The organism is Bacillus sp. KS1, from assembly GCF_020075515.1.
GTDB classification, from domain to species: Bacteria; Bacillota; Bacilli; order Bacillales; family Bacillaceae; genus Bacillus; species Bacillus velezensis.
The window spans coordinates 77,509-102,907 of record NZ_JACAWW010000017.1; the positions used below are offsets into that span (position 1 = coordinate 77,509).

A 25,399-nucleotide genomic window follows, 5' to 3' on the forward strand; every position below is an offset into this window, starting at 1 on the left:
ATAGATATGGAAAGCAGACCATACTCTTGGGTTGCACTTGATCCTGAATGCGAACATCCGCGAGAAGAAAAAGAAGAAAAAGAAGGCAGAAGATGCAGTGTTTGCTGTAACGGAAACGGATTCGGCGAAGATAATGCCTTCCTTGACCAAGACCTGGCTCAGGCGAATATCAACAAACAAGTTTCTGAAGAAGCGATTATTATCAGAGACTCTTGTGATATTAACGTGACGTCAACAGACGTTCAAGCAGTCGCTTCAGTCATGACAGCGATTAATGCAGCAGTCGTAACGGCCACTCTCACTTCAATCGCTGACGGAGTCATCGCTGAATTGGTCGCACAAGACTTATTGCAGCTAACAGCTAACAAACAAATCAACCGTCAAAAACTGCTCATCGAAAACTCCCGCGGCGTAAACGTGACAACAGTAGATGCCGATATCGCAGTGTTGATCTCAACAGCGACAAATTTACTGATTGCCGTCTTAGTCATCACCCTTGTCCTCTAAAAAGAAAAAGCAGAGCTAAAAATGCTCTGCTTTTTCTTATTTTCTCCGCATATGATGAATATATAGACGTTCACCCACACCAAGTGAGGCTCGCGTACATATGTTGTTAAAGACAAAAGTCAAATACCCTAAAAGAAGGAGCTGAAATCCATGAGCTGCGGAAAACACCATGGCCGAGATGAAAGTTGTGTATGCGATGCAGTCGAGAAGATTTTAGCAGAACAAGAGGCTGTTGAAGAACAATGCCCGACTGGATGCTATACCAATCTGTTAAGCCCGACGGTTACCGGTAAAGATACCATCCCGTTTCTCTTGTTTGATAAAAAAGGCGGTTTGTTCTCCACATTCGGGAACGTCGGAGGCTTTGCGGATGACAGCCAGTGCTTCGAGTCTATTTTCTTCCGGGCAGAAAGAGTTTGTGATTGCTGCGCAACGCTTTCAGTATTGCGCCCCGTAGATGTGCACGGCGACACCCTCAGCGTCTGCCATCCTTGTGACCCGGATTTCTTCGGTTTAGAAAAAACAGATTTTTGCATTGAAGTTGATCTGAGCTGCTTCAGCGCCATTCAATGCCTTTCACCGGAGCTTGTTGACCGGCCTGAGCCGCACAAAGAGAAAAAGCATCACGGATAGTCATTGATTCGCATCTTTCCTAAAGAAGAATCCCCTTCCAACCTTCTATTACAGATGCAATCATCAGCCCGCCCGGACTTCCGGGCGGCTGACTCTCCGATATCGTTTAATCCGGTATATAAAACGTGAAGTCAGGAGGGATATTATGAGCAAGCATACAACATACTGTGTGCGTGAAGCGGTAGAAAATATTGAAGACCTGCAAAATGCGGTTGAGGAAGATTGCCCGGCCGGATGCTATTCCAACCTTTTATCGCCGGGTTTTTCATTAGGCGATACAGTGCCGTTTGTGCTTTTCACTTCTAAATCATCACCGTTTACCGCATTCGGAAATGTCGGCGAGCTGGATAACGGACCGTGTTTTAACACCGTTTTTTTCAGAGTTGAAAGGGTCTGTGACGGCTGTGCCACATTAAGCCTGCTTATTGCTTTTGACGAGCATAAGCACATTCTTGATTTTACAGATAAAGACTCTCTCTGCGATGTATTCCGTTTAGAAAAAACGAACTATTGCGTTGAAGTCGATCTCCATAGCTTCTGCGCCATCAATTGCCTGAACCCGAGACTGATCAACCGCACACATTCTTAAATCAAAAAGCATAAAAATAAGCTGCCGGATTAAAGAATTCAGGCAGCTTTTTGTATGGTTAAAATCCAAGCGGATGCAGCGAGGTAATATCGTCTATTGCGAGTTCTGCCGGCGCTCCGTTATTTGTCGTCCGCAGGAAGATCGCATTATTTTTCCTGCCGACGATTACGCCTCTGTAGGTTTTCCCGTTGGCTTCTATCAGACAAAGGGTCCGCGGCATATTATGCGGCAGCTTCGTTAAGAAATCAATTTTTTCAAGAATGGACATTCTGCTCATCGGCTTTTTCACGCGCTTTGGCGGAACCTTTTCCTCTGGGGCGGCATTGTGAACCGCTTCAGGCTCTTTTTCAGCGGCGTCGGGCTTGGCATTGTCCTGCTCCGCTTGCGCCGGAACTTCTTGAACGGCTTCTTCTGCGCGGCTGTGCTGTTCAGGTACTTGCTTTTCTGGTTCGACAGCCACTGCTCCTTCAGGCTGAGTTTTACATTCTTCCTCCCGCTTTCCATGCATCGGCTCTTCTTCCGGCGGCTGAGGCGCTTTCCTTTTTTTGATTAATATGTCCTGCATTGATGATTGCGTGTCTGAATAATCCGCCTGAACAATATACATGAGCGGTTTTTTTTCCGCGTTTCTGTTTTGTTTTGACATCTTCATCCCTCCGATTCTGTCATGTTTTATTTATATGACGGAATGATTAAAATCAGAAGAAAGAAAAAAGCAATCCCTGAAAGGGACTGCTTGTTATTTAACGTGCGGTAATATGGAATCCTGAATCAACGTGAAGATTTTCGCCCGTGATGCCTCTTGACAGGTCACTGAACAAGAATGCAGCCGTGTCGCCCACTTCTTCAGGTGTTGTCGTGCGGCGCAACGGCGCGCGCTCTTCAATTTCTTTCAGGATAGAGTTGAAATCACTGATTCCTTTTGCAGACAGCGTACGGATCGGTCCTGCTGAAATGCTGTTGACGCGGATGTTTTCTTTTCCTAGGTCAGCGGCTAAATATCTCACGCTCGCATCAAGAGACGCTTTTGCCACACCCATTACATTATAGTTTGAAACGACGCGCTCTCCGCCGAGGTAAGTGAGTGTAACGATGCTTCCGCCTTCAGTCATAATCGGACGCGCCGCTTTTGCGACCGCTGTCAGAGAGTAAGAACTGATGTTATGCGCAAGCAGGAATCCTTCGCGGTTCGTATTTAAATATTCGCCGACAAGCTCTTCTTTGTTTGCGAACGCGATGCAGTGCGCGATGCCGTGAATCACGCCGACCTGTTCTTTAATGCTTGCAAAGCAAGTTTCGATCTCAGCGTCATTTGTCACATCACACGGAAGGATGATAGAATCATTTCTTTCTAATGTAGCCGCAAGGTCATGAACTGATTTTTCCAAGCGCTCTCCCGCGTAAGTGAAAATGAGGCGCGCTCCGGCTTCATGCAGCGAACGGGCGATTCCCCATGCGATACTGCGTTTATTGGCAACGCCCATCACAACGATGTTGCGGCCTTCAAGTGAGAAATTCATATGTATAAAGCCTCCTGTAATCGTCTTAAAGACATAGTTTTAGTACCTGATCTTAATTTTTATCATATCATAACCTTGTCCAGATTGAAAGCATGGGAAAAAGACCGCGGATGTTGAAGCGGTCTCTTTTTTATCTCGTCTGCAGACTGTTCCTTTTAAAGGCAAAATGATTGGTCGGGCCGTGTCCCGCTCCGATGCCGAGCGTATGTTCCACGGCTTCCCGCACAAAATTGACGGCTGTCTCAAACGCGGTCTGAATGTTTTTCCCCTTTGCCGTTTCCGCCGTCAGCGCGGCTGCGAACGTGCAGCCTGTTCCGTGGGTGTGTTTCGTGTCAATATAAGCGTGGCTGATTTGGGTAAAAGACGAACCGTCAAATAATAAATCAACGATTCTCCCCTGTTCAGGCTGATGTCCGCCTTTTATGATGACATGCTTTGCACCAAGCTTGCAAAGGCGTTCGGCCGCTTTTTTCCGGTCCTCAAACGTGCGGATTTCCATTCCCGTCAACACCTCAGCTTCCGGAACATTCGGCGTCACCGCATAGCTGCGCGGAATTAACAGCTCTTTTAACGCGGCCTGAGATTCCTCACGCAGCAGGGAAGCGCCTCCTTTGGCAATCATAACGGGGTCGGTGATGACATGATCAAGCCCGTACTGATCCGTTTTTTCCGCAATTTCCGCAATCATTTCCGCGCTCCACAGCATTCCCGTTTTTACAGCGTCAGGCCGCAAATCTTCCGCCACCGCGTCAATCTGGCTGCCCAGCGCTTCCCGGGTGAGCGGATAAATGCCGTGGACGCCCAAAGTGTTCTGGGCGGTTACCGCTGTAATGGCTGACATCCCGAAAACGCCGAGCTCCTGAAAGGTTTTGAGATCCGCCTGTATACCGGCGCCGCCTCCTGAATCTGATCCGGCAATCGTCAATGCTTTGCATATGCTCATGATGTTTTTCTCTCCTTTCGCATTATCCGATCCATTTATGATAAAAGGATTTCGCTCTGCTGATATCACTTGTGCCGTGTATTAATGCTCTGCCGTCACGAAACAGTACCATCTTGAAATTGTCTGTGCAAAACGAAATTAAATACGGGTTGGCTGAAACATCAAGCCCTGCCTGTCTGAGCTGTCCCGCAAGTTTTTGCAGATCAAACTGTTCGGAGATCCCCGTTCTGATCTGCACCGTGTTCCGCCCGCACAGAACCGCCGCTTTTGTCTGATTTTCATAGGATAAAAATGGAAAATCGTTTGTGCCGCAACTTGGGCAATCAGCCGACTTAAGACGGGCAACGTTTATTTCTGACCGTTCATTTTTCCATAAATCAAAGGAACGGAGAACATGCTCGATAGATCCGCCCGTTAACAGCTTCAGCGCATCTGCTGCCTGAAAAACGGCCGTCTGCAATACAGCCGGGCTGATGATTCCCGCCGTATCGCATGTCATACCGCCTAAAGGCAATGTCTCAAGCAGACAGTGAAGGCACGGCGTGACACCGGGAATGACGGTAAAAGAGAGCCCGTAGCTGCCGACACAGGCGCCGTACAGAAAGGGAATCCCTTTCTGCACAGCCGCATCATTCACAATCAGCCTCGTTTCAAAGTTGTCGGCGGCATCCACGATGAGGGAGGCGCCACGAATCAATCCGGGTGCGTTTTCCGCAGTGACATCCATGACAAATCCCTCGACCTCTACATCGCTATTTATAGACCGAAGCCGTTTTTCAGCCGCCGCGGCTTTCGGCATTTCCTGTCTGACATCGTCTTCGGTATAAAGCTGCTGGCGCTGGAGATTACTCCACTCCACATAATCTCTGTCAGCGATCGTTACCTTCCCGACCCCTGCTCTGACAAGCATCTCCGCACTTGCCGTCCCAAGCGCACCTGCGCCGATAATCACGGCATGAGACGACCGGAGCTTCTCTTGGCCGGTGGGACCGATCGGCTGAAACAGCTCCTGTCTGGAATATCTGTCCGTCATACCGGAAGACCGTCTCGCGGACTGCTTGCAGTTCCGTAATCTTTCACCGGAATTCTCCCGGCTTCATAAGAAAGGCGGCCCGCTTCTACGGCAAGCTTCATCGCCCTGGCCATTTTGACCGAATCATCAGCGCCTGACACAGCGGTATTTAACAGCACGCCGTCAGCCCCGAGCTCCATCGCGTAGGCTGCGTCTTTTGAAGATCCGACGCCGGCATCGACAATGACCGGCACCTTCGCCTGTTCAATGATAAAGGATAGATTCAGCGGATTTAAAATTCCCTGACCGGAACCGATCGGCGAAGCGCCCGGCATAATGGCATGCACTCCGAGCTCCTCAAGACGTCTTGCGAGCACGACATCGTCTGACGTATACGGAAGCACGATAAATCCCTCTTCGAGCAGCTGTTCTGATGCTTTCAGCGTTTCAACCGGATCAGGCAAAAGTGATCGGCTGCATCCGATGACTTCTACTTTTATCATGTCACAAAGCCCTGAAGCTTTGGCAAGCCTTGCGATTCGGACCGCCTCTTCAGCCGTTGCGGCGCCGGCCGTATTCGGCAGAAGCGTGTATTTAGACAAATCAAGCTGTTCGAGAAAGTTAGGCTGAGACTGTTCAAAGATGTTCATCCGCCGCACCGCAAAGGTTAAAATATCTGATTCCGAGACGGCCACCGCCTCTTTCTGAATCTCAAAACTCGGATATTTTCCCGTTCCTAACAGCAATCTTGACTGAAACTGTTTTCCGCCTATTGTTAACATCCTCATCCGCCTCCTACAAAATGGACAATTTCTATGACATCGCGGTCACACAAACTTATATTTTCATAATTCTTTTTTTCAATGATTTCTTTATTTCTCTCCACAACTACGATTCTTTGATCAAGCTGGTACGATTCAAGCAAATCCTGAACCGTCCCCTCTTTTCGATTCCAATTAATTTGTTTTCCGTTCAGCTGAAGGATCATATATGAACAGCCTCCTTGCGATCAATTCGAAACGCTTCTTCCCATTCCTGTTTGACTTGTTGCCCCAAGATTATATCCCGCACCATTTCAGCCGTTGCCGGCGCCAACAGGATGCCGTTCCGAAAATGGCCGGCGGCGAAGATGATGCCGCTGTCTTCAGGATGCCGCCCGATAAACGGCTTTCCGTCTCTTGTTCCCGGCCTGAGACCCGCCCAAAACCGGTCTATTTTCATATGTTCGATGGCGGGAAGCATGGTTTTCGCTTTTGCAATGACGGCCTCAATTCCACCGATGTCAGGCGTATCGCTCCAGTCACCCTGTTTCATCGTGGCGCCGATGACAAGCCGGCCGCTTTTTCTCGGGACAACATAACAATGATCATGGTAAAGGGTTTTGATCAGCGGGGTATCGTCATTCCACACGGAAAGGCATTCTCCTTTCACAGGAAAAAAAGGCTGTCCCAAGCCAAGCTGGCTGAAAAACCGGCCGCTCCATACCCCGCTTGCAACTGCGACTTTGTCAGCGTAAACATCCCCGCCGGACGTTGTGATGCAATATTCTCCGTTCACCCGTTTTACGGAGGTGACTTGTGTATGCTCATATATATCAGCGCCATAGCGACGCGCCCCTTTTGCATACGCTTTGCAGACATAGTACGGTTCGACATGGATATCGTCTTTTATAAAACTTGCGCCGAGAATGTCTTTTGAAGCGTAAGGCTCTTTTTCAAAGGCATCTTCCGCTGAAAGCCAGGTGACGGAAGGCAGATCATCCATCTTCCGTAGACGGGCGATATCTTCTTCGGTATACGCCAGTTTAAGCATTCCGCCGCTATGGCGCCTGATGTCAATGCCGGAAGCTTCCTCAAGCTCTTGCCCCGCCGCTTCATACAGCCTTTGACTGTGCATGGCAAAATCAAAAAACGCATCCCGGTTTTCACATTCCGCATGAGCGCCCAGCATTCCCGCGGCAGCGCTTGTCGTTTTTCGGCCGACTTCCCCGGCTTCAAACAAGACAACGTTCTGCTGCGTCTTCGCCAGCTCATAAGAAATGGCGCACCCGATAATTCCGCCGCCGATCACCGCCGTATCATAGTGCTTCTTCATAATCGGCCTCCCTTACCGCGCGTGCATACCGTTTTGCCGCCTCCTCAGGATTTTCAGCTGAGAAAATACCTGACATGACGGCAATTCCGTCCGGTTTCGCCTGCTTTGTGTGTCCGATCGTCTGCAGTGTCATTCCGCCGATTGCGATGACGGGGATGGAAAGCGTGCGTTTGATCTCTGAAAGCAGGCTGATGCCTCTTGCTTCAAGTCCTTGTTTACATTCGGTTTCAAATACATGGCCGAACACCACATAATCCGCATCTTCCTTTTCAGCTTGGATGGCTTCTTTCAGCGAATGAACCGAACGTCCGATATGAAGATGGGGAAATCTGCTTCGCACCTGCTTTACGGAAAAGCTGCGGGACGGAAGCTGAACACGGTGTATATTGGCAAAAAGCGCGATATCCGCCCTGTCATTGATGATCAATTTGTCCTTATCCGCACCGCCCTTTTTCAAAAGGGACAAAAGCTGCATGATTTCTCCCGCTGTTTTATCCCGCTCACGGATATGGATAAAGCTTACTTCGCGCTGAATCGAAAGAATATCCTCGGCCAGCTCGGCAACGGGTTTGCGATTATCAGTTACCGCGTGCAGCTCCAAAAGATTCCACCTCTTTTCCGCCCTTCTCGGACCAGCCTTCTTTTTGATAGGCCATTCCCCAAAATTGATATTCATAATAGCTTGAAATCACAAAATTCTCTTTCATTTTCGCGCGGATGTCCTCTGTGCTGTTTTCAGCAATCTCGTCAAAACGGCTGATCTGTTCTTCGACTTGCTGTCTGAACCAGTCTCCGCCGTATGTACCGATCCATTTTTCATAAATCGGATGCTCCGGTTTGCACTCTTTTAAGTGTTCGCCGACTTCATAATAAAGCCAATAACAGGGCAGAAGCGCAGCTAATATTTCTCCAAAATTGCCGCTCATCACCGATCTGTACATATGAGACGTATAAGAATAGGCGGTCGGTGCCGGTTTAAATGCCGCACGCTCTTCTTCCGTAATCCCTAAAAGCTCCGTAAACTCGCGGTGCAGCGCCATTTCCGCTTCATATGTCCCTTGAGCGTGGCCCGCCATCCTGCCCGTCGTAAACAAGTCTTCGGCATATGCGGCGCCGAACGCCTGAACTTTTGCAAAATGCGTCAAATAGTAGGAATCTTGCAGCACGTAATAACTGAAACGGTCTATCGGCAGGCTTCCGTCACCGATTCCCGTTACAAACGGATGAACAAAACTTCCGTCCCACCATTCGGAAGCCGCCTGTCTGCATTCTTCAGAAAATGTCATCATGTCTTCCCCCCTGTTAAAATAAAAAAACCACTTTCCCGCATCGGAAAAGTGGTTTGGAATTTAAATGGATAAAAGGAACCCAAAAAAAATACCGCTCCACTTCCCTACGCAGGTCTGAACCTGTTCAAGTTATGAGGGTCTAAAAGTCTCACTTTTATCTCAGCCCTTATGAAGGACACCCCTAGTGGTCATACGATTAATGATTTATTTGTTATGCCTTCTATATTATCACGAATTGCAATTTGGTCAAGCTTCAAGAATTTTTCTCAGTTCCGACACGTAGTTGCGCGAGCCCGTGACGATGAGACGGTCTCCTGTTTTCAGCCGCGTGTCTCCGTGCGGAACGATGCTGTCCACACCTCTGAAAATCCGGACGAAAATCACATCGCCCATCAGCGGAAATTCCCGCAGAATGATGCCGTTATACGCCGGGTTTTCCAGATTGATCTGATATAACGAAGACTCCTCATTCGTCAGGAGGCTCATCACGCCCGGCGCCTCAATTAATGCGCGCAAGAGTGTCTTTGTAGACAGAAGGATAGAAAAAATACTGATGCCCTCTTCTTTCAGTTTTGTTTCATGCTCAACCGAGCCGACGCTTGCGATGATACGCTCAGTCCCTTTCTCTTTCGCTATTAAGGCGATTTCGGCGTTCACATCTTCATTTCCCGTCGCCACGACAAGAATATCCGTTTTGAAAATACCGTGCGACTCAAGCGTGCCGGGCTCGTAATCAGAAATCGTGTCAACCGAAAAAACGGATTCCGCAAGCGTTTCCCCGGCATTTTCCTGAAACACATGGACGACCCGTACTTCATATTCCTCCTCAGGCAATTCCAGCGTAACCGGAAGCGTCATTTGGTTGGCGCCGATAAATGTAATGCGCTTTTTTTCCTGCGGCGCACTTTGCCGTTTGTATAATTTCTTAAAGCCGATCGGCGTGATGATGCTGGCAATAACCGCAACTAAAGTCAGCGCGCCGGACATATTGGCGCTGATAATGTGGAGCCTTTCTCCGATCGTAGCCGCCGCGATAACAAGCGACAGCGTGGACGTCAGCAAAAAGCCCGAAGCAAACACGGTTCTTTTGTCATACCATTTCTTTAAATAAAACACCGGAAACATTTTGCTGATAAACAGCGCAAGCAGAAGCAGCGGAATCATCGTTAATGTTTTCGGATCTTGGAAAAGCGTCCAAATGTCCAATTTCACCCCGACCATGACGAAAAAGATCGGAATTAAAAACCCGTAGCCGAATGAATCCAGCTGTTCCACCATTTCTTTATTCGGAGACAGAAGCGATACCAGAACGCCTGCCAAAAACGCGCCGAGAATATTTTCCGCCCCGAGAGATTCCGATAAAGCGACAAGCACGATAATCAGTGTAAAAATGGCTCTCGTCCCGATCTGCACGGTGCCTTTAGACATCGACTGCACAAATGAACGGTGTTTAAAGATCCTGCCGAAGAAATACAGCACGACCCCCGCGGCAAAGAGAATCAACAGAAGCCACATATTTCCGCTGTCTTCTCCGTAAAGAGAAGAGAAAAAAGCGAGCAGAATCATCGTAGCCAAGTCCGCGATAACGGCGACAAGCAGGATGATCTGGCCGATATTGGAGTTCATGATCCGTTCTTCCTTTAAAGTCGGGACCACCACACCGAGTGATATCGTCGAAATAATAAGCGTCATTAAAAATGCGTTTTGTATAAAACCGGCTAATACAAAGGCATAGGACAGCAGCAATGATAAAATAAAGATGCCGAAAAAGATAATCAGTGCGGCAGAAAACGTGTTGGGCGCTTCCTTGCCATTCGGAAGGAATTGTTTTTTCTTTCCTTTCTCAAATGAAGAAAAATCAATTTCCAAGCCGCTTAAAAACATTAAAAAGATAAAGCCGAGAACAGACAGCGTCTCCAGCCACGTATCTCCCTGAACGACAAGATTCAGGCCGCTTTTTCCGATAATAAGCCCCATGATGATCTCCGCGACGACGACGGGGATGCTGAGCTTAAACCGATGTAAAAGGAGCGGCGTCAAAAAAGCGACGATCAGAACGACGACTAAAGATGCGACTGATGTGTGTTCCATTCGTAAATACCTCCTTAAAACAAGGGTTATAAAAGCCCGCTTAAAGCGGGCGAAACCTTACTTTTTTTTAAAAACATAACGCATATTCTAACAAGGCTGAACGCGAAAAAAAAGTGATAAGGCTTTATTTCTTTAATTCTTTTTTTAATTTGTGCAAAAACAGCGTAATTAGGTATAGGAATTAGCCCCATAATAAATAAAAAACCGTTAATAAGGAGGCTGACACGAATGGCTTATGACATCATCAGCGATATACACGGATGTTATGACGAAATGATCGCGTTAATGCAAAAGCTCGGATATGAAGTCAAAGACGGAACGCCCGTTCATTCTGAAGGCAGGACGCTTGTCTTTGCGGGGGATTTAACGGACAGAGGCCCAAAATCCGTAGAAGTGATGCGTTTTGCGGCAAAAGCATATGAAAAAGGAGCCGTCCGTTATGTCCCGGGAAATCATTGCAACAAACTGTATCGTTACTTAAAAGGAAACCCCGTAAAAGTGATGCACGGACTGGAAACGACGGCAGCCGAACTGAAAGAGCTGTCTCCCGCCGACAGAACGGAAGTCTCCAGACAATTCATCCGATTATATGAGTCAGCGCCGCTTTATGACATTTTACATAATGGCGATCTCGTTGTCGCCCACGCCGGCATAAAAGCTGACGATATCGGTAAATACTCGCGTAAGGTAAAAGAATTTGTTCTGTACGGCGATATCACGGGTGAAACGTATCCCGACGGCAGGCCCGTCAGAAGAGACTGGGCCGCCGCTTACGAAGGCAAGGCATGGATTGTTTACGGGCATACCCCGGTAAAACGCCCCCGGATCATCAACCGTACAATCAACATTGATACAGGATGCGTCTTCGGGAATCAGCTGACAGGCTTTCGCTTTCCGGAGCATGAAACCGTCTCTGTGGAAAGCTCAATGCCCTATGACGCTTCACGATTTCGCGAGGATCACGGAAGGCAGGCATGAAAAAAAGCCCGAAACCGGTAAACGGTTCGGGCTTTACATGTGTTCAATTAATGTTTTCATATCGTCAGGCACCGGAGCGTGAAAAACGAGCGTTTCTCCGGTCATGGGGTGTACGAATGAAAGCCGCTCACTGTGAAGAGCCTGCCGCGCAATTCCCTCATTTTTTCCGCCGTACAGTGTATCACCGACTAAAGGATGGCCGAGGTAGCTCATGTGCACCCGGATTTGATGCGTCCGCCCCGTTTCCAGCCGCAGGGCTGCAAGCGTAAACGCATGTCCCGCTTTTTCCGTTTGAAAATGCGTCACCGCTCGTTGTCCCTCCGGCGTTACCATCCGCTCAATAATACTGTCGTGTTTTCTTCCGATGGGCGCGTCCACCGTTCCTTCCTTCTGCAGCATGATCCCGTGTACGACAGCGAGATACCGCCTGCTGACAAGCCCCTTCTTCTGCGCTGCCGACAAAAGAGAATGGGAAAGCCGATGTTTGGCGATGAGCATCGCCCCCGATGTATCCCTGTCAAGGCGGGTGACAAGATGAACCGTTGATTGCACGCCGCTTTTTCGGTAGTGGCTGATCACTCCGTTAGCGATGCTTTCCGACGGGTGTTCTCTTGATGGAATTGAGGAGACATACGGCTGCTTATTGACCACAAGCACATGGTCATCTTCATAAAGAATATCAAGCGGAACCGGCTCAGGCAAAAGCGTTTCACTCACATGCTCCTTCGGAAATTCAATCTTAAGCACGTCTCCGTCCGCTAACACGGTGCGGACGGTTACATGCTCTCCGTTCACAAGCAGGTCTCCCCCGCCGAATTTAATGTCAGCGAGAAGCCGCTTTGAAATGCCGAGCTGCGCCGTATATTCTTTTACCGTCATGCCGGCTTCCCGGGCAGTCATGTTCTTTTGGATAAAAAAGTTGTCCAATCCGTTTCCTCTTTCTATTCGCCTTTTCCGATAAAGGAGTCCTGCACCCTTTTCCAAAACGGGAAAGGGCGGAATCTTGCAAATCTGACTTTTTCATTTGCCACACGGCATAGAATGGACTTGACATCCTTATGCAGCAAGGTTAAATGATCAATTGTGACTTGAAAGTCGACGTCGTTTCTCGGTTTGATGACACAGTTATGATGATCGGGAAGCAAAAGCGGCGAGCCGACAGTCCTGAACACTCTGTTGTTGATGGATGCCATTTCCGCAAGCTGAATCGCCCTGATGGAAGGGTGGATGATTGCGCCGCCTAACGCCTTATTATAAGCCGTGCTTCCGGAAGGCGTGGACAGACATAAACCGTCTCCCCTGAACGTTTCAAACAGCTGGCCTTTAATTTCCACGTCAGCGACGAGACTGCCTTCTATGCTTTTGATCGTACATTCGTTCAAAGCCAGATACCGCTCCTCACGCTCTTCATCATGATAAGTGACAATCACCTCAAGAAGGGGATACTCCACGGTATGATACGGCGTTTTGGCAATGGCCAGAACGAGCTTTTCTATCTCCTGCGGAACCCAATCGGCATAAAAACCCAAATGCCCCGTGTGAACTCCGACAAACGCCGTTTTATCAAGACGGTCGCTGTACCTGTGAAATGCGTAAAGAAGCGTTCCGTCACCGCCGACGGAAATAACGATTTCCGGCTCCTTTTCATCCAAGGTCATATCAAAATCGAGTAAATACGCCTGTATTTTGCTTTTCAGTGTATCTGAAACCTCGTCTCCTTTTGAAGAAACGGCAAATTTCATGCCATTCCCCTCCTTTCCTACTGGTGGTCTCCCGCTTTTTTCTTTCGCGAGAACGCGGCTTGGGCTTCCTGGATTTCTCCGCGGATTTCTGACATTTCTTCATCGAGCCGTGATGCGGCTTCTGAGGCCCGCTGCAGCCTCAGCTTTACTTTTTCGGGAATGTTCCCGCTGTATTTGTAATTCAGTGAATGCTCAATGGTTGCCCAAAAGTTCATGGCAAGCGTCCGAATCTGTATTTCCACAAGAACGTGCTTTTCTCCGGACGTTGTTTGTAAAGGATATAAAACGACAAGGTGGTAAGACCGATATCCGCTTTCCTTATGCTCTGCTATGTAATCCCGCTTATCGACAACGGTAAAATCTTTTCTGGCAAACAGCATATTTTTGACGATCTGGATATCATCGACAAATTGGCACATAATACGCAGCCCCGCGATATCCTGCATCGTTTCAATCTGATGAAGCGGTATGCTTTTTCGTCTCGCTTTTTCAAGTATGCTCGCCACCGGCTTCACGCGGCCTGTAACAAACTCAATCGGTGAGTGGTCATCTTCATAATCATAAAGGGTTCTGACGCCTTTCAGCTTCACCTTTAATTCGTCAACAGCCTGGCGGTATGGCGCTAGAAATTGCTCCCATTGTTTGTCATCCATCGTACATCCCCCAATTCCGAACCTGTTCTAAAGAAATACGCTTTTCACTTTTTCTTCCATATCTCCGTAGTTTGCATTATCTTTAATATTTTCAAGAAGATAATCGAGTTCTTCATGCAGCCCTGAAAGTTCAACCGTTTTTCCGCCGGCCTCAAGGACCGCCGGTTTTCTTTGGTCTAAGGCTTCTTTCAGATCCGGCCAGATATGTTCTTTTATAATGACATATTCAAAAGAGTCAGCTGATTCAAGTATGTATACAAAAGCAAAGTGATCGGAATCAACAAGCATTTGACCTGAGGCTTTGCGTTCCGCTCCGCTTAAGTCCTCTCCGCACTTTAAGCGGAGCGCGTCTTCTGTTAATGATGCATTTTGGATTTCAATTCTCTTTTGCATAATGTTCTCCTTTTTTAACAAAGTACAGCATTTATTTTATCATATCAAGGTCGATATTGATAAACGTAACCTCTAAAGAGATAATGGGAATTATACAATTTTTCGTCCTGAAAGGAAGACTGTCATGACCCAAGAAATAGAAATTGAATTCAAAAACCTGCTGACAAAATCAGAATTTCTGAAGCTGAGTGAAGCACTCTGCATGAAAGAACATGATTTTAAACAGCAGGTCAATCATTATTTCGACACGAAAGATTTTTCCCTGAAACAAAAAAAATCAGCACTCCGCATCCGAGAAAAAGACGGCGCGTTCGTTCTGACGTTAAAAGAGCCTGCCGCGGTCGGTCTGCTGGAAACCCACCAAGAGCTTGCGGCACCTGATCTTGACGTCTTCAAGATTCCGGAAGGCCCCGTCAAACGTCAGCTGGAAGGTCTCGGAATCAACTCAGAACACATTTGCTATTTCGGGACGCTGTCGACCGCACGCTCGGAAAAAGAATCAGAAAAAGGCTTAATCATTTTAGATCACAGCCGATATTTAGAGAAAGAAGACTTTGAATTGGAATTCGAAGCTGCTGACTGGGATGAAGGAAAACGGGCGTTTGAACAATTGCTCAAGCAATTCTGCATCCCAGAGCGGATCACGAAAAATAAAATCCAGCGTTTTTATGAACAGAAACAAAAAAAGGTGGAATGACACAGTGAATATAACGAATTGGGCGGCCCTTCTCCAGTTGCAATCAGTGGCGCTGCAATCAATCTCTCATACAAGCACGGCTTCAGGCGGACAATCTTCAGAAAGCCCGCTTGCCAATTTCAGCGCGCTTCTCAGCCAGTATACGGACACAGCCGTCCGGCAGCAGCCGGAATCAGGAATTTTAAACGGTGTGCGGACCGCTCACGCTTCATATTCACCGAGAATTCCCGTTTCATCCGGCTCCGCGGCTGCTTCACAGACCGCTTCCCCGGGCATAAAGTCTCCGGATGCGGCATCTGATATCAGCACCGGAAACTTTTCAATAGACAGCGCCATTCAGAAAGCGGCCGAAAAATACGGAGTGGACGAAAAGCTGATCCGCGCGGTTATTAAACAGGAATCAGGCTTTAATCCGAAAGCGGTCAGCGGTGCGGGGGCAATGGGACTGATGCAGCTCATGCCTTCCACGGCAGAATCACTCGGGGTGTCAAACCCGCTTGATCCCGTCCAGAACGCTGAGGGCGGCACAAAGTACTTAAAGCAGATGCTCACGAAATACGACGGAAATGTATCTCTGGCGTTAGCCGCCTACAACGCAGGCCCCGGCAACGTAGATCGGTACGGAGGCATTCCGCCGTTTAAGGAAACACAGCAATATGTTAAAAACATAACCAAACAGTATTACGCGTAAACCAGAGAGGCTTCCTTCGCCCTCTGGTTTTTTTGCGGAGTGAAATCTTACACATGAATGAAGGCGATGTGATATGATATGAAATACAAGCGCCTGACAGAAAGGCACTTTGTTTGTAGAAATAAAATGTTATTGCTAAAATATACAGTAACTGAAGATAGTAAAACTGAAAGATAAATTCGCAATGGGAATTATGATTCCTATTAGCCATATAAAGGAGTAGTCAACATGGGACAATCGTTTAACGCACCATATGAAGCGATTGGAGAGGAACTTCTATCGCAACTTGTTGATACTTTTTATGAGCGTGTCTCGTCTCATCCCTTGCTGAAGCCGATATTTCCAAGTGATTTGACTGAAACGGCCAGAAAACAAAAGCAATTTTTAACCCAGTATTTGGGCGGACCTCCTCTTTATACTGAAGAGCACGGACACCCCATGCTCAGGGCAAGGCATCTCCCCTTTCCGATTACGGACGAGAGGGCTGATGCGTGGCTAAGCTGTATGAGCAAAGCGATGGATGATGTCGGGCTGGAGGGCGATATTCGTGAATTTCTGTACGGGCGTCTGGAACTAACGGCCAGGCATATGGTAAACCAGGCAGAAGCGGAGGATCGATCATATTGACGAATTATCAGCATGAGCAATACTTCGCCCATTGCCACGGACATCCAAAAAAACCGCTCGAAATTTACATGTTTGTCGACCCTTTATGTCCTGAATGCTGGTCGCTGGAGCCCGCCATAAAAAAATTAAAAATCAAATACGGACGTTTTTTTACGCTGCGGATCATTGTTTCCGCGAGCATTACATCGCTGAATAAGCAAAAGCGGAAAAAACACCTTCTTGCCGAAGCTTGGGAAAAAATTGCGAACCGTTCCGGGATGCCCTGTGACGGAAGCCTTTGGCTTGAGCAAGATCAGCCTCTTTCATCGCCCTACCTTGCCGCACTCGCTTTAAAAGCGGCCGAACTGCAGGGAAGAAAAGCGGGCATTCTGTTTCTCCGCAGCATGCAGGAAAGCCTGTTTGTTTCCAAGCAGAATATTACGGATGAAGACGTTCTTTTAGAAATTGCCGAAAAGACGAAATTAGATGTTGAAGAATTCAAGCGCGACCTCCATTCGCAAAGCGCGGTAAAAGCGCTTCAGTGCGATATGAAAATCGCGGCGGAAATGGATGTCACCGTCAACCCGACATTGACGTTCTTTAACAGCCTGCATGATGATGAAGGGCTGAAGGTTCCCGGCAACTATTCTTATGACGTGTACGAAGAGATCTTATTCGAAATGCTCGGGGATGAACCGAAGCCTTCTGAAACGCCGCCTTTGGAATGTTTCATTGAATATTTCCGGTTTGTCGCATCGAAAGAAATCGCACTCGTTTATGATTTGAGTCTAGAAGAAGTTGAAAAAGAAATGAAAAAACTGGCATTCGCGAAAAAGGTCGCCAGAGTGGAAGCAAAGCACGGTCTGTTTTGGAAGTCTCTTTCCGGCACCCAGGAGGATGTCACCTGTTGTGATCATTAAAAAAAGCTGATTCCTTACGGAGCCGGCTTTTTTTGTGCAAATAAAGAAACCGCGCCGGGATAAGCGCGGTTTCATATGTCTTAACGACAACAAAGGGGATGGGAGAAATTTTTCACGGTCAAACAAAGGGGTAATGTTTGTTTGTGATCAATTTCACATCCTTATCATATCAAATCTTGTCGAGTTTTGACAAGCCATAAGATTAATGTTCATATTTTTGTCACAAAACATAACTGACTGCTTGTTTTCATAGAATATATCAATGAAAAACAAGGAGGGAAATCAATGCTCCGCACTGTATTGATCATCGGAATGATTGTGTTTTTCTTCTTTTTAAATCTGCTGGCCATGATGCACATGCTGCCGATTTACATTACATCTCCCCTGCTGTTTCTGTCCATATTGTTTGCCTTGTACCGGCTGAATCACAGAAAAACGTTTAAAGGGTTTTAGAAAAAGCCTGCGCAACTTATGCACAGGCTTTTTTGAATTACGAAGGGTTCACTTTCGAAAGAAGCTCTTCCATTTCGTTCAGTTTCTCTTCAAACATTTTGCAGGCCGCCTCGATCGGTTCAGGCGATGTCATATCGACTCCCGCTTTTTTCAGTATGTCGATCGGATATTCCGAGCTTCCCGCTTTTAAGAATTCGGTATAGCGCTCCACCGCAGGCTTGCCTTCTTTTAAGATCTGGCTGCTCAGCGCTTGGGCCGCACTGTAGCCTGTCGCATATTGATACACATAATAATTGTAATAGAAATGCGGAATTCTTGACCATTCCAGACTGATTTCTTTATCAATCACCATGTTGTCACCGAAATACTTTTTATTCAGATCATAATAAAGTTCGTTCAGCAGTTCAGGCGTTAGCGGCTCGCCTTCCTGCGCTTTCGTATGAATCAGATGCTCAAATTCAGCGAACATCGTCTGTCTGAACACTGTGCCTCTGAATCCTTCAAGCATGTGGTTGAGCAGGTACAGACGCTGTTTTTCATCCTTTAAGCTGTTCAGCATATATTCACCGAGCAGCGCTTCATTAGTCGTTGAAGCGACTTCAGCGACAAAAATGCTGTAGTTACCGTACGGATACGGCTGATATTTTCTCGTATAGTAGCTGTGCACGGAATGGCCGAACTCGTGAACGAGCGTAAACAGATTATTGACATTATCATGCCAGTTCATCAAGATGTACGGATTCGTGCCGTATGTACCGGACGAATAAGCACCGCTGCGTTTTCCTTTGTTTTCGTATACATCGACCCAGCGGTTTTCAAGTCCTTCTTTTAAAATAGACGCGTATTCCTCGCCCAGCGGAGCAAGTCCTTTGAGCATATAATCTTTCGCTTCCTCATATGTGACCTTCATTCCCGAATCTTTTACAAGCGGTGTGTACAGGTCATAAATATGGACTTCATCAAGGCCGAGAACCTTTTTCCGCAGGTCAATGTAACGGTGTAATAACGGAAGATGTTTATTGATCGTCTTAATAAGGTTATCGTAAACTTCTTCAGGGATGCTGTTATTGGATAAAGCCGCTTCCCGTGCTGATTTATACTTTTTCACACGGGCGTAAAAATTATCTTTTTTCACAGTGCCGCTGAGTGTAGTCGCCATCGTGTTTTTATACTGTCCGTATGTTTTATATACGGCTTCAAATGCGTTTTTGCGGACTTCACGATTGCTGCTTTCCAGGAAATTAATAAAGTTGCCGTGTGTAATTTGAGTTTCCTTGCCGTTTTCATCTTTAATCGACGGAAACGTAATATCGGCGTTATTTAAAACGCTGAATGTATTGGAAGGCGACGACAGCGCTTCAGAGGCTTCCGCAAGCAGGGCCTCTTCTTGTTCGCTCAGCACGTGCGGACGCTGTTTTGTAATTTCTTCAATTGCATGGGAGTAAAGCTTAAGCTCCTCTTTTTCCAGAATAAACTGGTGCAGCTTGTCCTCCTGAATCGCCAGAATTTCCGGTTCAATGTAAGCAGTCGCGCTGGCAGCCTGAGAATACAGGCTTGCGGCTTTATCGTTCAGCCCTTGGTAGAAAGAATTTCCCGTATCCTGGTCTGAGCGCATATGCGCGTATGCATAAAGTTTCCCAAGGCGGTTCGTCACTTCATCCTGTGCCGTAAGCGCAGCGTATAAATTATCAGCCGAATGAGCAAGCGTGCCTTTAAAAGAAGATAAATTCGGGATTAATTCTTTAACTGCTTGAAATTCTTTATTCCAGGCCTCATCACTAGGAAAAATATCCTCTAGTCTCCATGTATGCTCTGCCTTTACTTCACTTCTGTCAGGCAGCTGTGCTGCTTTATTTTCCTCAGTCATGGTGATCCCCCTCGTTTTCTTTACTTCAAGCCAATTGAAAAAACGATTGTTTCTCCAAAAACTTGTGTTGTGATTATCTTCCGGCTTTTCACTGCCTTTTGTCAAATCATATGCGGCATATAAGACCGAGCATACCAATAATACAGTGAAAAAACGAAAACAAAATGCTTGTACGCCCCTCACATTCGCCACCACCTTGACGTTAGGGTGAACGAAATGAAGCATTCTCATTCCCCAAAAAAGAGCAGATCCCGCCGGCGCAGCTCTTCTGCCGTTTGAGGGAGCTTCCGTTGAGATGAGGGCATATATACTTCATTCTCAATTTCCCTTAAAAAATCCTGCAAGCATAAGAAATCAGCATATTGTTTTACCGCCATTCCGATAAGGCTGTCTTGTGAACCATACCGCATCCGGATCTCCTTATGCCTGATTTTTTGCCGTAAATCATGAACCATGCCGGATAATCGGATCGGCGCGCCTTTTTTAGAAAGTTCCGCAAGCCGCAAGTATAAATGGCCCTGCCACACAAAAACGGGACTTGCAAACACAAAGCCTGCTGAAACGGGAATAAACACTTCAGAGGGGAGAAATGGAAATGCAACCTGATGTCTTTCGTAAAAAAGACGCCGGATAAGACCGGCATCTTCAGATAAAAACCGCCCGCCTTTGTTGCGGAATCCGGCAACGGCACGCCCCCACGAGGAAAGTCTGACGCTGTGCCGCCCTTCCGGATGACAAATGTCTTTCAGGTTTGCTTTGTGAAGAGGGATTGCGGTTAAGCCGGCATAAGAATAGCCGGTGTAAAACGGAGTGATGGAATGCAGCCTGTAAAAGGAGCGGGCGTCGGGGCAGTAAAACATTAAGGAGGAAAATGAATTGACTTCAAAGAACTGCCAGTGAAAAGCAGAAAGCCGGAAAAATTGCGCGGCCATCCGTTTTAACCGTTTTGCCCCAATGATCCAGACCGGCCGGTACCCGGCGTTTTTCAGGCCTGCCGTCCGGCTCTTTAAAGAGTCCGCCGAAAGGTTCGCACATTGAAATTCAAAAGCCAGCCTTTCTTCTCCGCTTTCTGCCGTCAAGTCAGGCCGCTGTCCAGCGGAAGTCAGATACGGTTCCAGGCTGACACTGCACCCTTGTGTCTTCAGCCAGAGAAAAAGCTGTCTTTTTCCTTCCAGATGGTATTCGCTTTCAGGTTCGGATTCCCCGGGACACAGCCTGCTTTTTTTATGAGCGAAGTGCGGCAGTTTTTCGCGTCCCAGTTTGATATCAAGCTCACTTTTGCAAACGGGGCAGAACCAGCGTTTCTTTCTCAGCTCCGCCGCTTTTTCCTTTGAATAGCTTCCGGCCAGCTGAATGAGCCGCCCGCCGGCAGTCACTGCACTGAACATGTTGCATCTTCTCCTTTCCTGAATCTTGTTGTATTCAGCAGAAAGAAGGCATAATCCTGTTTGCGGATGAGAGCCGTTATACGGTTTTCAGCCGTTCATCCTGTCATTCAGAACAAAAAAAACCGATTTCTGCTGAGAGAAATCGGTTTGTTACGATGCAAAGTGTTTTTTTATTGTATATAACGCATGATCAGCGATCACCAATTTTCCGTATTCTTCAAGACGGTGAATGCTGACTGATGATTCGTGCGCGTACTCCAACAGGATGCTTAGCTGATTTTCAACCTCTTCATCAGTTTGCTCATAAAAATCTGCATATAAATAATATCGGTCTTCAAACGAATACAGGGTCGTTTTGATTCCGTTAAGATTCAATTTTGATAGCGAGATGAGATCCTCAAAATCATCGAACCGCAAAGTGAACTGAAGCTTTTGCTCCTTATCTTCCCGGCTCTCGGCCTGCTCTTCTTTCTGGAAATCATCAAGTAAAGCATCGAGATTTTCATCTGCCGGCTCTTGTTTTTTATCTTCCGGGATCGGCAGTTCGAGTTTTTGTCCGTCCTTGGAAAGCTGGGCTTTTGTTACGATTATTTCCAGTCCTTTGTCCAATGCCTGAACCTGAATCCAAAGAGGACCCTCGACAGCGAATTCCTCTTCATCATGCACTTCATCCATGACTTCCCAGAACAGTTCTTCACTGCGCTCGCGATTGTACCAGATTTCTTCTCTGTCAAAACCGCGATCTTCAATATCACCATAAGACATATAAAATTTTACAGTATGCTCATTAATTCTTTCTATTTCCATTTTGCCAACCTTCCCTTCTTTATAAGATGTTGAAGGGACATCTAAGCTCCCGATGAATAGTACTTTACTACACTTTACCCATTCCGTCCACATCTTAACCTTATAGAAGACAGCGCAAATTCTTTATATTTCTATTTTATGATAAAACAGTTATAAAAGAAATAAAAAAGCATTTTCACACCGAAAAACAGGCTTTCTCCCGGTTCCCATCATAAATAGCGCATTGCTTCATATATTAGCTGTACAAGCAATCGATCTATAAGCGAGGTGTTACCATGCCGCACGATTATCTGCTGTCCCTTCTGCTTATTATCGGGATTGACCTTATTCTCGGCGGTGACAATGCCGTCGTCATCGCGATGGCCAGCCGGAATCTGGCCCATAAACAAAGACAGCAAGCGATCATCTTCGGAACATTTATCGCAGTCGTCTTGAGAATCGTTCTGACGAGCGCTGCGGTCTATTTATTGAATGTTCCTTTTTTACAATGCGCAGGCGGGGTATTTTTATTGTATCTCGGCTATCAGCTTCTGATTGAGAAGAAAGATGCGCAGCATGTGAAAAGCAGTTCTTCTCTTTGGAAAGCCATCCGCACAATCGTTCTGGCTGATATCTTTATGTCGCTTGACAATGTCATCGCAGTAGCCGGCGCTTCTCACGGTGAGCTGACACTAGTAGTGATCGGTCTCTTCATCTCGGTGCCGATTATTATTTGGGGCAGCAAGCTCGTTCATGCCGCCATGGAAAAAATGCCTTTATTGATGTATGCCGGGAGCGGTCTTCTCGCATTTACCGGCGGTGAAATGATTGCCGGAGACAGCAAGCTGTCATTTTTCATGGCAGAACACGGCATGATACAGATGATGCTGCCGATTTTGACCGTCGTTTTTGTTATCCTCGCCAGTATGATTTACCAGCAGACTGAAAAATAACAAAAAGCCCAAACCGCGATGGTTTTGGGCTTTTTTCATGCTTATCGTAAGCTTATATCAGTTGGCAAGACGCTGTGCTTCTCTTAATTGGAAAGAACGCACTTTTCTTGGCAGGAATCGTCTGATTTCATCTTCGTTATAGCCGACTTGCAGACGTTTTTCATCAATGATGATCGGACGGCGGAGCAGTCCCGGATGCTCATTGATCAAAGTATATAAGTCTTGAAGCGGCATAGATTCAACATTTACGTTCAGTTTCTGGAATACTTTAGAACGGGTAGAGATAATTTCATCCGTACCGTCTTCAGTCATACGCAGAATCTGCTTGATCTCATCAATTGATAACGGCTCGGAGAAAATGTTTCTTTCTACAAACGGAATCTCGTGCTTTTCAAGCCAAGCTCTTGCTTTTCTGCATGACGTACAGCTAGGTGATGTGTATAATGTAACCATTAATCTTCACTCCTCTAATTAGTAGGATGAACATGTTTGTATTCTCAAATTGAAATGACTTTAAAAAAGGAATCTTTATAGGTATTATACTATAAAAAAGTAAGTGTGAACAGTCTCCTGAGAAAAAAATGTGTCAATCCGGCAAATTTACGGCTGGAGGATTTTTCTCCATTCTCAATTAGCTCAGCTGATCGAAAATGTTTTTTTGTTTTTTCTCATCAATGACTTTGAGAACTTCATCCGTTTTTTCGTATGATTCTCCGTACCATTTTTCATCTTTATAAGTGTGAATGTTTTCATATGTCTGTTTCATCGCTTCAAATATTTCTTCTTCTGATTCCGTCTTAGGTGACCAGTACAGAATCTCCATTTTGTTCACTTCATTCGTAGCCAATGACCGGCGCCGATACCCGATTGACTGCGCGTGCTTGAAATGCTCTCTTTGATAAAAACGCAAGCGTTTCTGTGTATCCGTGTCATCCTCGTCAACAGGCTCCACCTCAAGCAGAATCGGCTTGTTCTTCTTTTTCAGTCTGCCGATCAGCTTGCTTCCGAGGCCTTGTCCTCTGGATTTCTTTGACACAAACAGGTAATCAATAAAGATGAAAGAGTCAAATTCCGCATACATCAGCACGTGGTACTGCCCCTCTTCTTTATGATAAACATCGCTTTGCTCCTTTAACAGAGCTTCCATATGCGCTTTTGATTTCATTTCTTCAATCGGAAAATATTCACTCAGCTTTTCGTACCAGTTCATTCATTTGCTCCTTATGGGTTCGTTGTCTTCACACTTTTAGATATACCCCATTTCCGATTGTTTAAACAATCTTACATCTATTAAGACGTGTGATCCTTTACCATGGTTTCAATTTTTTTAAAATGGTGTGTAATCGACGTTTTTGGTATAACGGTTTGCCGCGTCCCACAATAAAAATTCGTCAATACCTTCATCATGCAACGCTTTAACCTGGTCCTCCACCTGGCGTTTCCCGTACTTTTGATAATTTCCGCTGCCGAGATAAGATGCCGTGAAGTCCTGAAGCCACGGACGCGATACAGGCGGGTGTTTCAGCTTGGACAGCTTTTTATTTTCCAACTTCGCGTATTCTTTGACGACATTGTAGGGCTCAAGATCCGGTTTATCAATGCCGAAATAGCTTGTCCAATGGCTCGGATAAATCATGGATGAAATGACATCGACCTGGTCTGAAATTTTGCTGAAATTCTGGCCGATACCAGGCGCTTCAGGCAGCGTGGCTGAATAGCCGAAAATATCAACCGACACATCCGCGCCGTACGGCTTGAGTTTTTTCTTCGCATAACCGACAAAATCGGTGACGGCGTGAACGCGTTTTTGCACATTGCTGTCTGCTGTTTTTCCGTAATCGCCGTGTCCGTATGTCAGTTCGTCATCACGTTTTTCAAACCCTTCAGGAAAACGGACATAATCAAACTGAATTTCTTGAAAACCCATCTTTACGGCTTGTTTTGCAATCTTTACATTGTAATCCCATACTTCTTTCATAAACGGATTGACGAACGATTCGCCGCGGCCGTTTTTCCAGACACTTCCGTTTTTTTCTTTAAAGGACCACTCGGGCTTTTTGTTCGCGAGTTCGCTGTCTTTAAATACGACAATACGCGCGATCGGATAGATCTTTTTTTCCTCCAGCTTTTTCATCATCTTTTTTGGGTCTTTGATGTACGGCTTGGCGATTTTTGCATACTCAGAATGGCCGTCCGGCTTAAAGGTGAGGTTCCCGTTGTCGTCCTTGACATCAATGACCATTGTATTGAGCTCCGTTTTGTCCACAAAGTCTGTCAGCTCCCCGAATTTGCTTCCTCCCGCTGAATGCCCTGTGACGTAAATGCCCCGCACCTTATCAGGTTGTGAAAAATGCAGCCCTGACGGATAAGCGAACCGTGCATTTGATTTCGGCAGTTCTTTTTCAGCCAGTGCTACTTTTACAAGCGGCTGCTCCTCTTTCACAGCGGCATGGGCCGGATAAGCGGCTGCACTGATAAACAGTCCCGCACAAATGGCGCAAAAAATGGTTTTCATACTGATCTCCCCCTTTTTTTCCATTATAGAAAAACGGGAGCAGGCTTAATAAACTTGAATGTGCGCAAAAAAATCCTCC

General features: G+C 46.6%; 30 protein-coding genes and 1 riboswitch. Of the genes, 10 read left to right on the forward strand and 20 right to left on the reverse strand.

The window, feature by feature from the left end:
• Positions 1-6: 6 nt before the first annotated feature.
• The 3 genes from HWY38_RS10945 (at position 7) to cotZ (ending at position 1,729) form a co-directional block, all read left to right on the forward strand.
• Positions 7-507, forward strand: coding sequence for a spore coat protein (locus tag HWY38_RS10945; RefSeq protein WP_017417463.1), 501 nt, complete (start codon positions 7-9; stop codon positions 505-507).
• 150 nt (positions 508-657) lie between these two features.
• Positions 658-1,140, forward strand: a complete 483-nt coding sequence (locus tag HWY38_RS10950; protein ID WP_003154995.1) for a CotY/CotZ family spore coat protein — start codon at positions 658-660, stop codon at positions 1,138-1,140.
• Between the two features lie 145 nt (positions 1,141-1,285).
• A complete protein-coding gene (gene cotZ, locus HWY38_RS10955) occupies positions 1,286-1,729 on the forward strand; it encodes a spore coat protein CotZ (protein ID WP_003154997.1) in 444 nt (147 codons plus the stop codon).
• Positions 1,730-1,787: 58 nt separating this feature from the next.
• On the opposite strand, the gene HWY38_RS10960 is transcribed toward cotZ, so the two are convergent.
• The 10 genes from HWY38_RS10960 to HWY38_RS11005 form a co-directional block, all read right to left on the reverse strand.
• A complete protein-coding gene (locus HWY38_RS10960) occupies positions 1,788-2,375 on the reverse strand; it encodes a CotO family spore coat protein (RefSeq protein ID WP_317986219.1) in 588 nt (195 codons plus the stop codon).
• Positions 2,376-2,472: 97 nt separating this feature from the next.
• Positions 2,473-3,249 carry an enoyl-ACP reductase FabI gene (gene fabI / locus HWY38_RS10965; protein WP_003155001.1) on the reverse strand — a complete coding sequence of 259 codons (777 nt, stop codon included), beginning with the start codon at positions 3,247-3,249 and terminating at the stop codon, positions 2,473-2,475.
• Between the two features lie 130 nt (positions 3,250-3,379).
• Entirely contained in the window at positions 3,380-4,192 is an 813-nt protein-coding gene (gene thiD / locus HWY38_RS10970) for a bifunctional hydroxymethylpyrimidine kinase/phosphomethylpyrimidine kinase (protein WP_007610664.1), read from the reverse strand.
• A gap of 22 nt (positions 4,193-4,214) precedes the next feature.
• Positions 4,215-5,225, reverse strand: coding sequence for a thiazole biosynthesis adenylyltransferase ThiF (gene thiF / locus HWY38_RS10975; protein WP_224181846.1), 1,011 nt, complete (start codon positions 5,223-5,225; stop codon positions 4,215-4,217).
• A complete protein-coding gene (thiG, locus tag HWY38_RS10980) occupies positions 5,222-5,992 on the reverse strand; it encodes a thiazole synthase (RefSeq protein WP_224181847.1) in 771 nt (256 codons plus the stop codon). The genes thiF and thiG overlap by 4 nt, the downstream gene beginning before the upstream one ends.
• On the reverse strand, positions 5,989-6,192 hold the full coding sequence (thiS, locus tag HWY38_RS10985; protein WP_150941122.1) for a sulfur carrier protein ThiS: 204 nt from the start codon (positions 6,190-6,192) through the stop codon (positions 5,989-5,991). The genes thiG and thiS overlap by 4 nt, the downstream gene beginning before the upstream one ends.
• A complete protein-coding gene (gene thiO, locus HWY38_RS10990; RefSeq protein WP_224181848.1) occupies positions 6,189-7,298 on the reverse strand; it encodes a glycine oxidase ThiO in 1,110 nt (369 codons plus the stop codon). Before thiO ends, thiS begins: the two co-directional genes overlap by 4 nt.
• The gene (gene tenI / locus HWY38_RS10995) at positions 7,282-7,899 is read right to left on the reverse strand and encodes a thiazole tautomerase TenI (RefSeq protein WP_012117296.1); all 618 of its coding nucleotides are present in this window, start codon (positions 7,897-7,899) and stop codon (positions 7,282-7,284) included. The genes thiO and tenI overlap by 17 nt, the downstream gene beginning before the upstream one ends.
• Complete coding sequence (tenA, locus tag HWY38_RS11000; protein ID WP_224181942.1) at positions 7,877-8,584, reverse strand: thiaminase II; 708 nt, start codon at positions 8,582-8,584, stop codon at positions 7,877-7,879. Before tenA ends, tenI begins: the two co-directional genes overlap by 23 nt.
• Positions 8,585-8,671: 87 nt before the next feature.
• A riboswitch (TPP riboswitch) is annotated at positions 8,672-8,780 on the reverse strand.
• A 53-nt stretch (positions 8,781-8,833) separates the two neighbouring features.
• Positions 8,834-10,678 (reverse strand): monovalent cation:proton antiporter family protein, encoded by a 1,845-nt coding sequence (locus tag HWY38_RS11005; RefSeq protein ID WP_224181849.1) that lies wholly within the window; start codon positions 10,676-10,678, stop codon positions 8,834-8,836.
• Positions 10,679-10,906: 228 nt separating this feature from the next.
• Here HWY38_RS11005 and prpE point away from each other — a divergent pair, with 228 nt between their 5' ends.
• Complete coding sequence (prpE, locus tag HWY38_RS11010; RefSeq protein WP_224181850.1) at positions 10,907-11,656, forward strand: bis(5'-nucleosyl)-tetraphosphatase PrpE; 750 nt, start codon at positions 10,907-10,909, stop codon at positions 11,654-11,656.
• A gap of 33 nt (positions 11,657-11,689) precedes the next feature.
• Here the strand turns inward: prpE and HWY38_RS11015 are convergent, their stop codons facing one another.
• From HWY38_RS11015 to HWY38_RS11030, 4 genes are read right to left on the reverse strand one after another with little or no spacing between them, the layout of a single operon-like run.
• Entirely contained in the window at positions 11,690-12,583 is an 894-nt protein-coding gene (locus HWY38_RS11015) for an RluA family pseudouridine synthase (protein WP_007610628.1), read from the reverse strand.
• Between the two features lie 14 nt (positions 12,584-12,597).
• Positions 12,598-13,398 (reverse strand): NAD kinase, encoded by an 801-nt coding sequence (locus HWY38_RS11020; RefSeq protein ID WP_003155018.1) that lies wholly within the window; start codon positions 13,396-13,398, stop codon positions 12,598-12,600.
• A 17-nt stretch (positions 13,399-13,415) separates the two neighbouring features.
• Positions 13,416-14,051, reverse strand: coding sequence for a GTP pyrophosphokinase family protein (locus tag HWY38_RS11025; RefSeq protein ID WP_224181851.1), 636 nt, complete (start codon positions 14,049-14,051; stop codon positions 13,416-13,418).
• A 27-nt stretch (positions 14,052-14,078) separates the two neighbouring features.
• The gene (locus HWY38_RS11030) at positions 14,079-14,444 is read right to left on the reverse strand and encodes a hypothetical protein (protein WP_003155020.1); all 366 of its coding nucleotides are present in this window, start codon (positions 14,442-14,444) and stop codon (positions 14,079-14,081) included.
• A gap of 124 nt (positions 14,445-14,568) precedes the next feature.
• Between HWY38_RS11030 and HWY38_RS11035 the strand changes: the two genes are divergently transcribed.
• The 5 genes from HWY38_RS11035 to HWY38_RS11055 all read left to right on the forward strand — a co-directional run bounded on the left by HWY38_RS11035 (position 14,569) and on the right by HWY38_RS11055 (position 17,811).
• The gene (locus tag HWY38_RS11035; RefSeq protein ID WP_224181852.1) at positions 14,569-15,141 is read left to right on the forward strand and encodes a CYTH domain-containing protein; all 573 of its coding nucleotides are present in this window, start codon (positions 14,569-14,571) and stop codon (positions 15,139-15,141) included.
• A 4-nt stretch (positions 15,142-15,145) separates the two neighbouring features.
• A complete protein-coding gene (locus tag HWY38_RS11040) occupies positions 15,146-15,832 on the forward strand; it encodes a lytic transglycosylase domain-containing protein (RefSeq protein ID WP_032874468.1) in 687 nt (228 codons plus the stop codon).
• Between the two features lie 228 nt (positions 15,833-16,060).
• The gene (locus tag HWY38_RS11045) at positions 16,061-16,459 is read left to right on the forward strand and encodes a thiol management oxidoreductase (RefSeq protein WP_032874466.1); all 399 of its coding nucleotides are present in this window, start codon (positions 16,061-16,063) and stop codon (positions 16,457-16,459) included.
• On the forward strand, positions 16,456-17,358 hold the full coding sequence (gene spxH, locus HWY38_RS11050; RefSeq protein WP_032874464.1) for a protease adaptor protein SpxH: 903 nt from the start codon (positions 16,456-16,458) through the stop codon (positions 17,356-17,358). The genes HWY38_RS11045 and spxH overlap by 4 nt, the downstream gene beginning before the upstream one ends.
• Before the next feature lie 285 nt (positions 17,359-17,643).
• On the forward strand, positions 17,644-17,811 hold the full coding sequence (locus tag HWY38_RS11055) for a hypothetical protein (protein WP_003155026.1): 168 nt from the start codon (positions 17,644-17,646) through the stop codon (positions 17,809-17,811).
• 37 nt (positions 17,812-17,848) lie between these two features.
• On the opposite strand, the gene pepF is transcribed toward HWY38_RS11055, so the two are convergent.
• The 3 genes from pepF to mecA form a co-directional block, all read right to left on the reverse strand.
• The gene (gene pepF / locus HWY38_RS11060) at positions 17,849-19,678 is read right to left on the reverse strand and encodes an oligoendopeptidase F (protein ID WP_003155028.1); all 1,830 of its coding nucleotides are present in this window, start codon (positions 19,676-19,678) and stop codon (positions 17,849-17,851) included.
• Positions 19,679-19,905: 227 nt separating this feature from the next.
• Positions 19,906-21,066 (reverse strand): competence protein CoiA family protein, encoded by a 1,161-nt coding sequence (locus HWY38_RS11065; protein WP_224181853.1) that lies wholly within the window; start codon positions 21,064-21,066, stop codon positions 19,906-19,908.
• Between the two features lie 150 nt (positions 21,067-21,216).
• Entirely contained in the window at positions 21,217-21,873 is a 657-nt protein-coding gene (mecA, locus tag HWY38_RS11070) for an adaptor protein MecA (RefSeq protein WP_003155032.1), read from the reverse strand.
• Positions 21,874-22,148: 275 nt separating this feature from the next.
• Here mecA and HWY38_RS11075 point away from each other — a divergent pair, with 275 nt between their 5' ends.
• On the forward strand, positions 22,149-22,805 hold the full coding sequence (locus HWY38_RS11075) for a TerC family protein (protein WP_003155033.1): 657 nt from the start codon (positions 22,149-22,151) through the stop codon (positions 22,803-22,805).
• 57 nt (positions 22,806-22,862) lie between these two features.
• Here HWY38_RS11075 and spx read toward each other — a convergent pair whose 3' ends face one another.
• The 3 genes from spx to HWY38_RS11090 all read right to left on the reverse strand — a co-directional run bounded on the left by spx (position 22,863) and on the right by HWY38_RS11090 (position 25,320).
• On the reverse strand, positions 22,863-23,258 hold the full coding sequence (spx, locus tag HWY38_RS11080) for a transcriptional regulator Spx (RefSeq protein ID WP_088037070.1): 396 nt from the start codon (positions 23,256-23,258) through the stop codon (positions 22,863-22,865).
• A 178-nt stretch (positions 23,259-23,436) separates the two neighbouring features.
• Positions 23,437-24,015 carry a GNAT family N-acetyltransferase gene (locus HWY38_RS11085; RefSeq protein WP_003155035.1) on the reverse strand — a complete coding sequence of 193 codons (579 nt, stop codon included), beginning with the start codon at positions 24,013-24,015 and terminating at the stop codon, positions 23,437-23,439.
• 117 nt (positions 24,016-24,132) lie between these two features.
• Positions 24,133-25,320, reverse strand: coding sequence for a putative glycoside hydrolase (locus HWY38_RS11090; protein ID WP_088037069.1), 1,188 nt, complete (start codon positions 25,318-25,320; stop codon positions 24,133-24,135).
• Positions 25,321-25,399 lie beyond the last annotated feature (79 nt).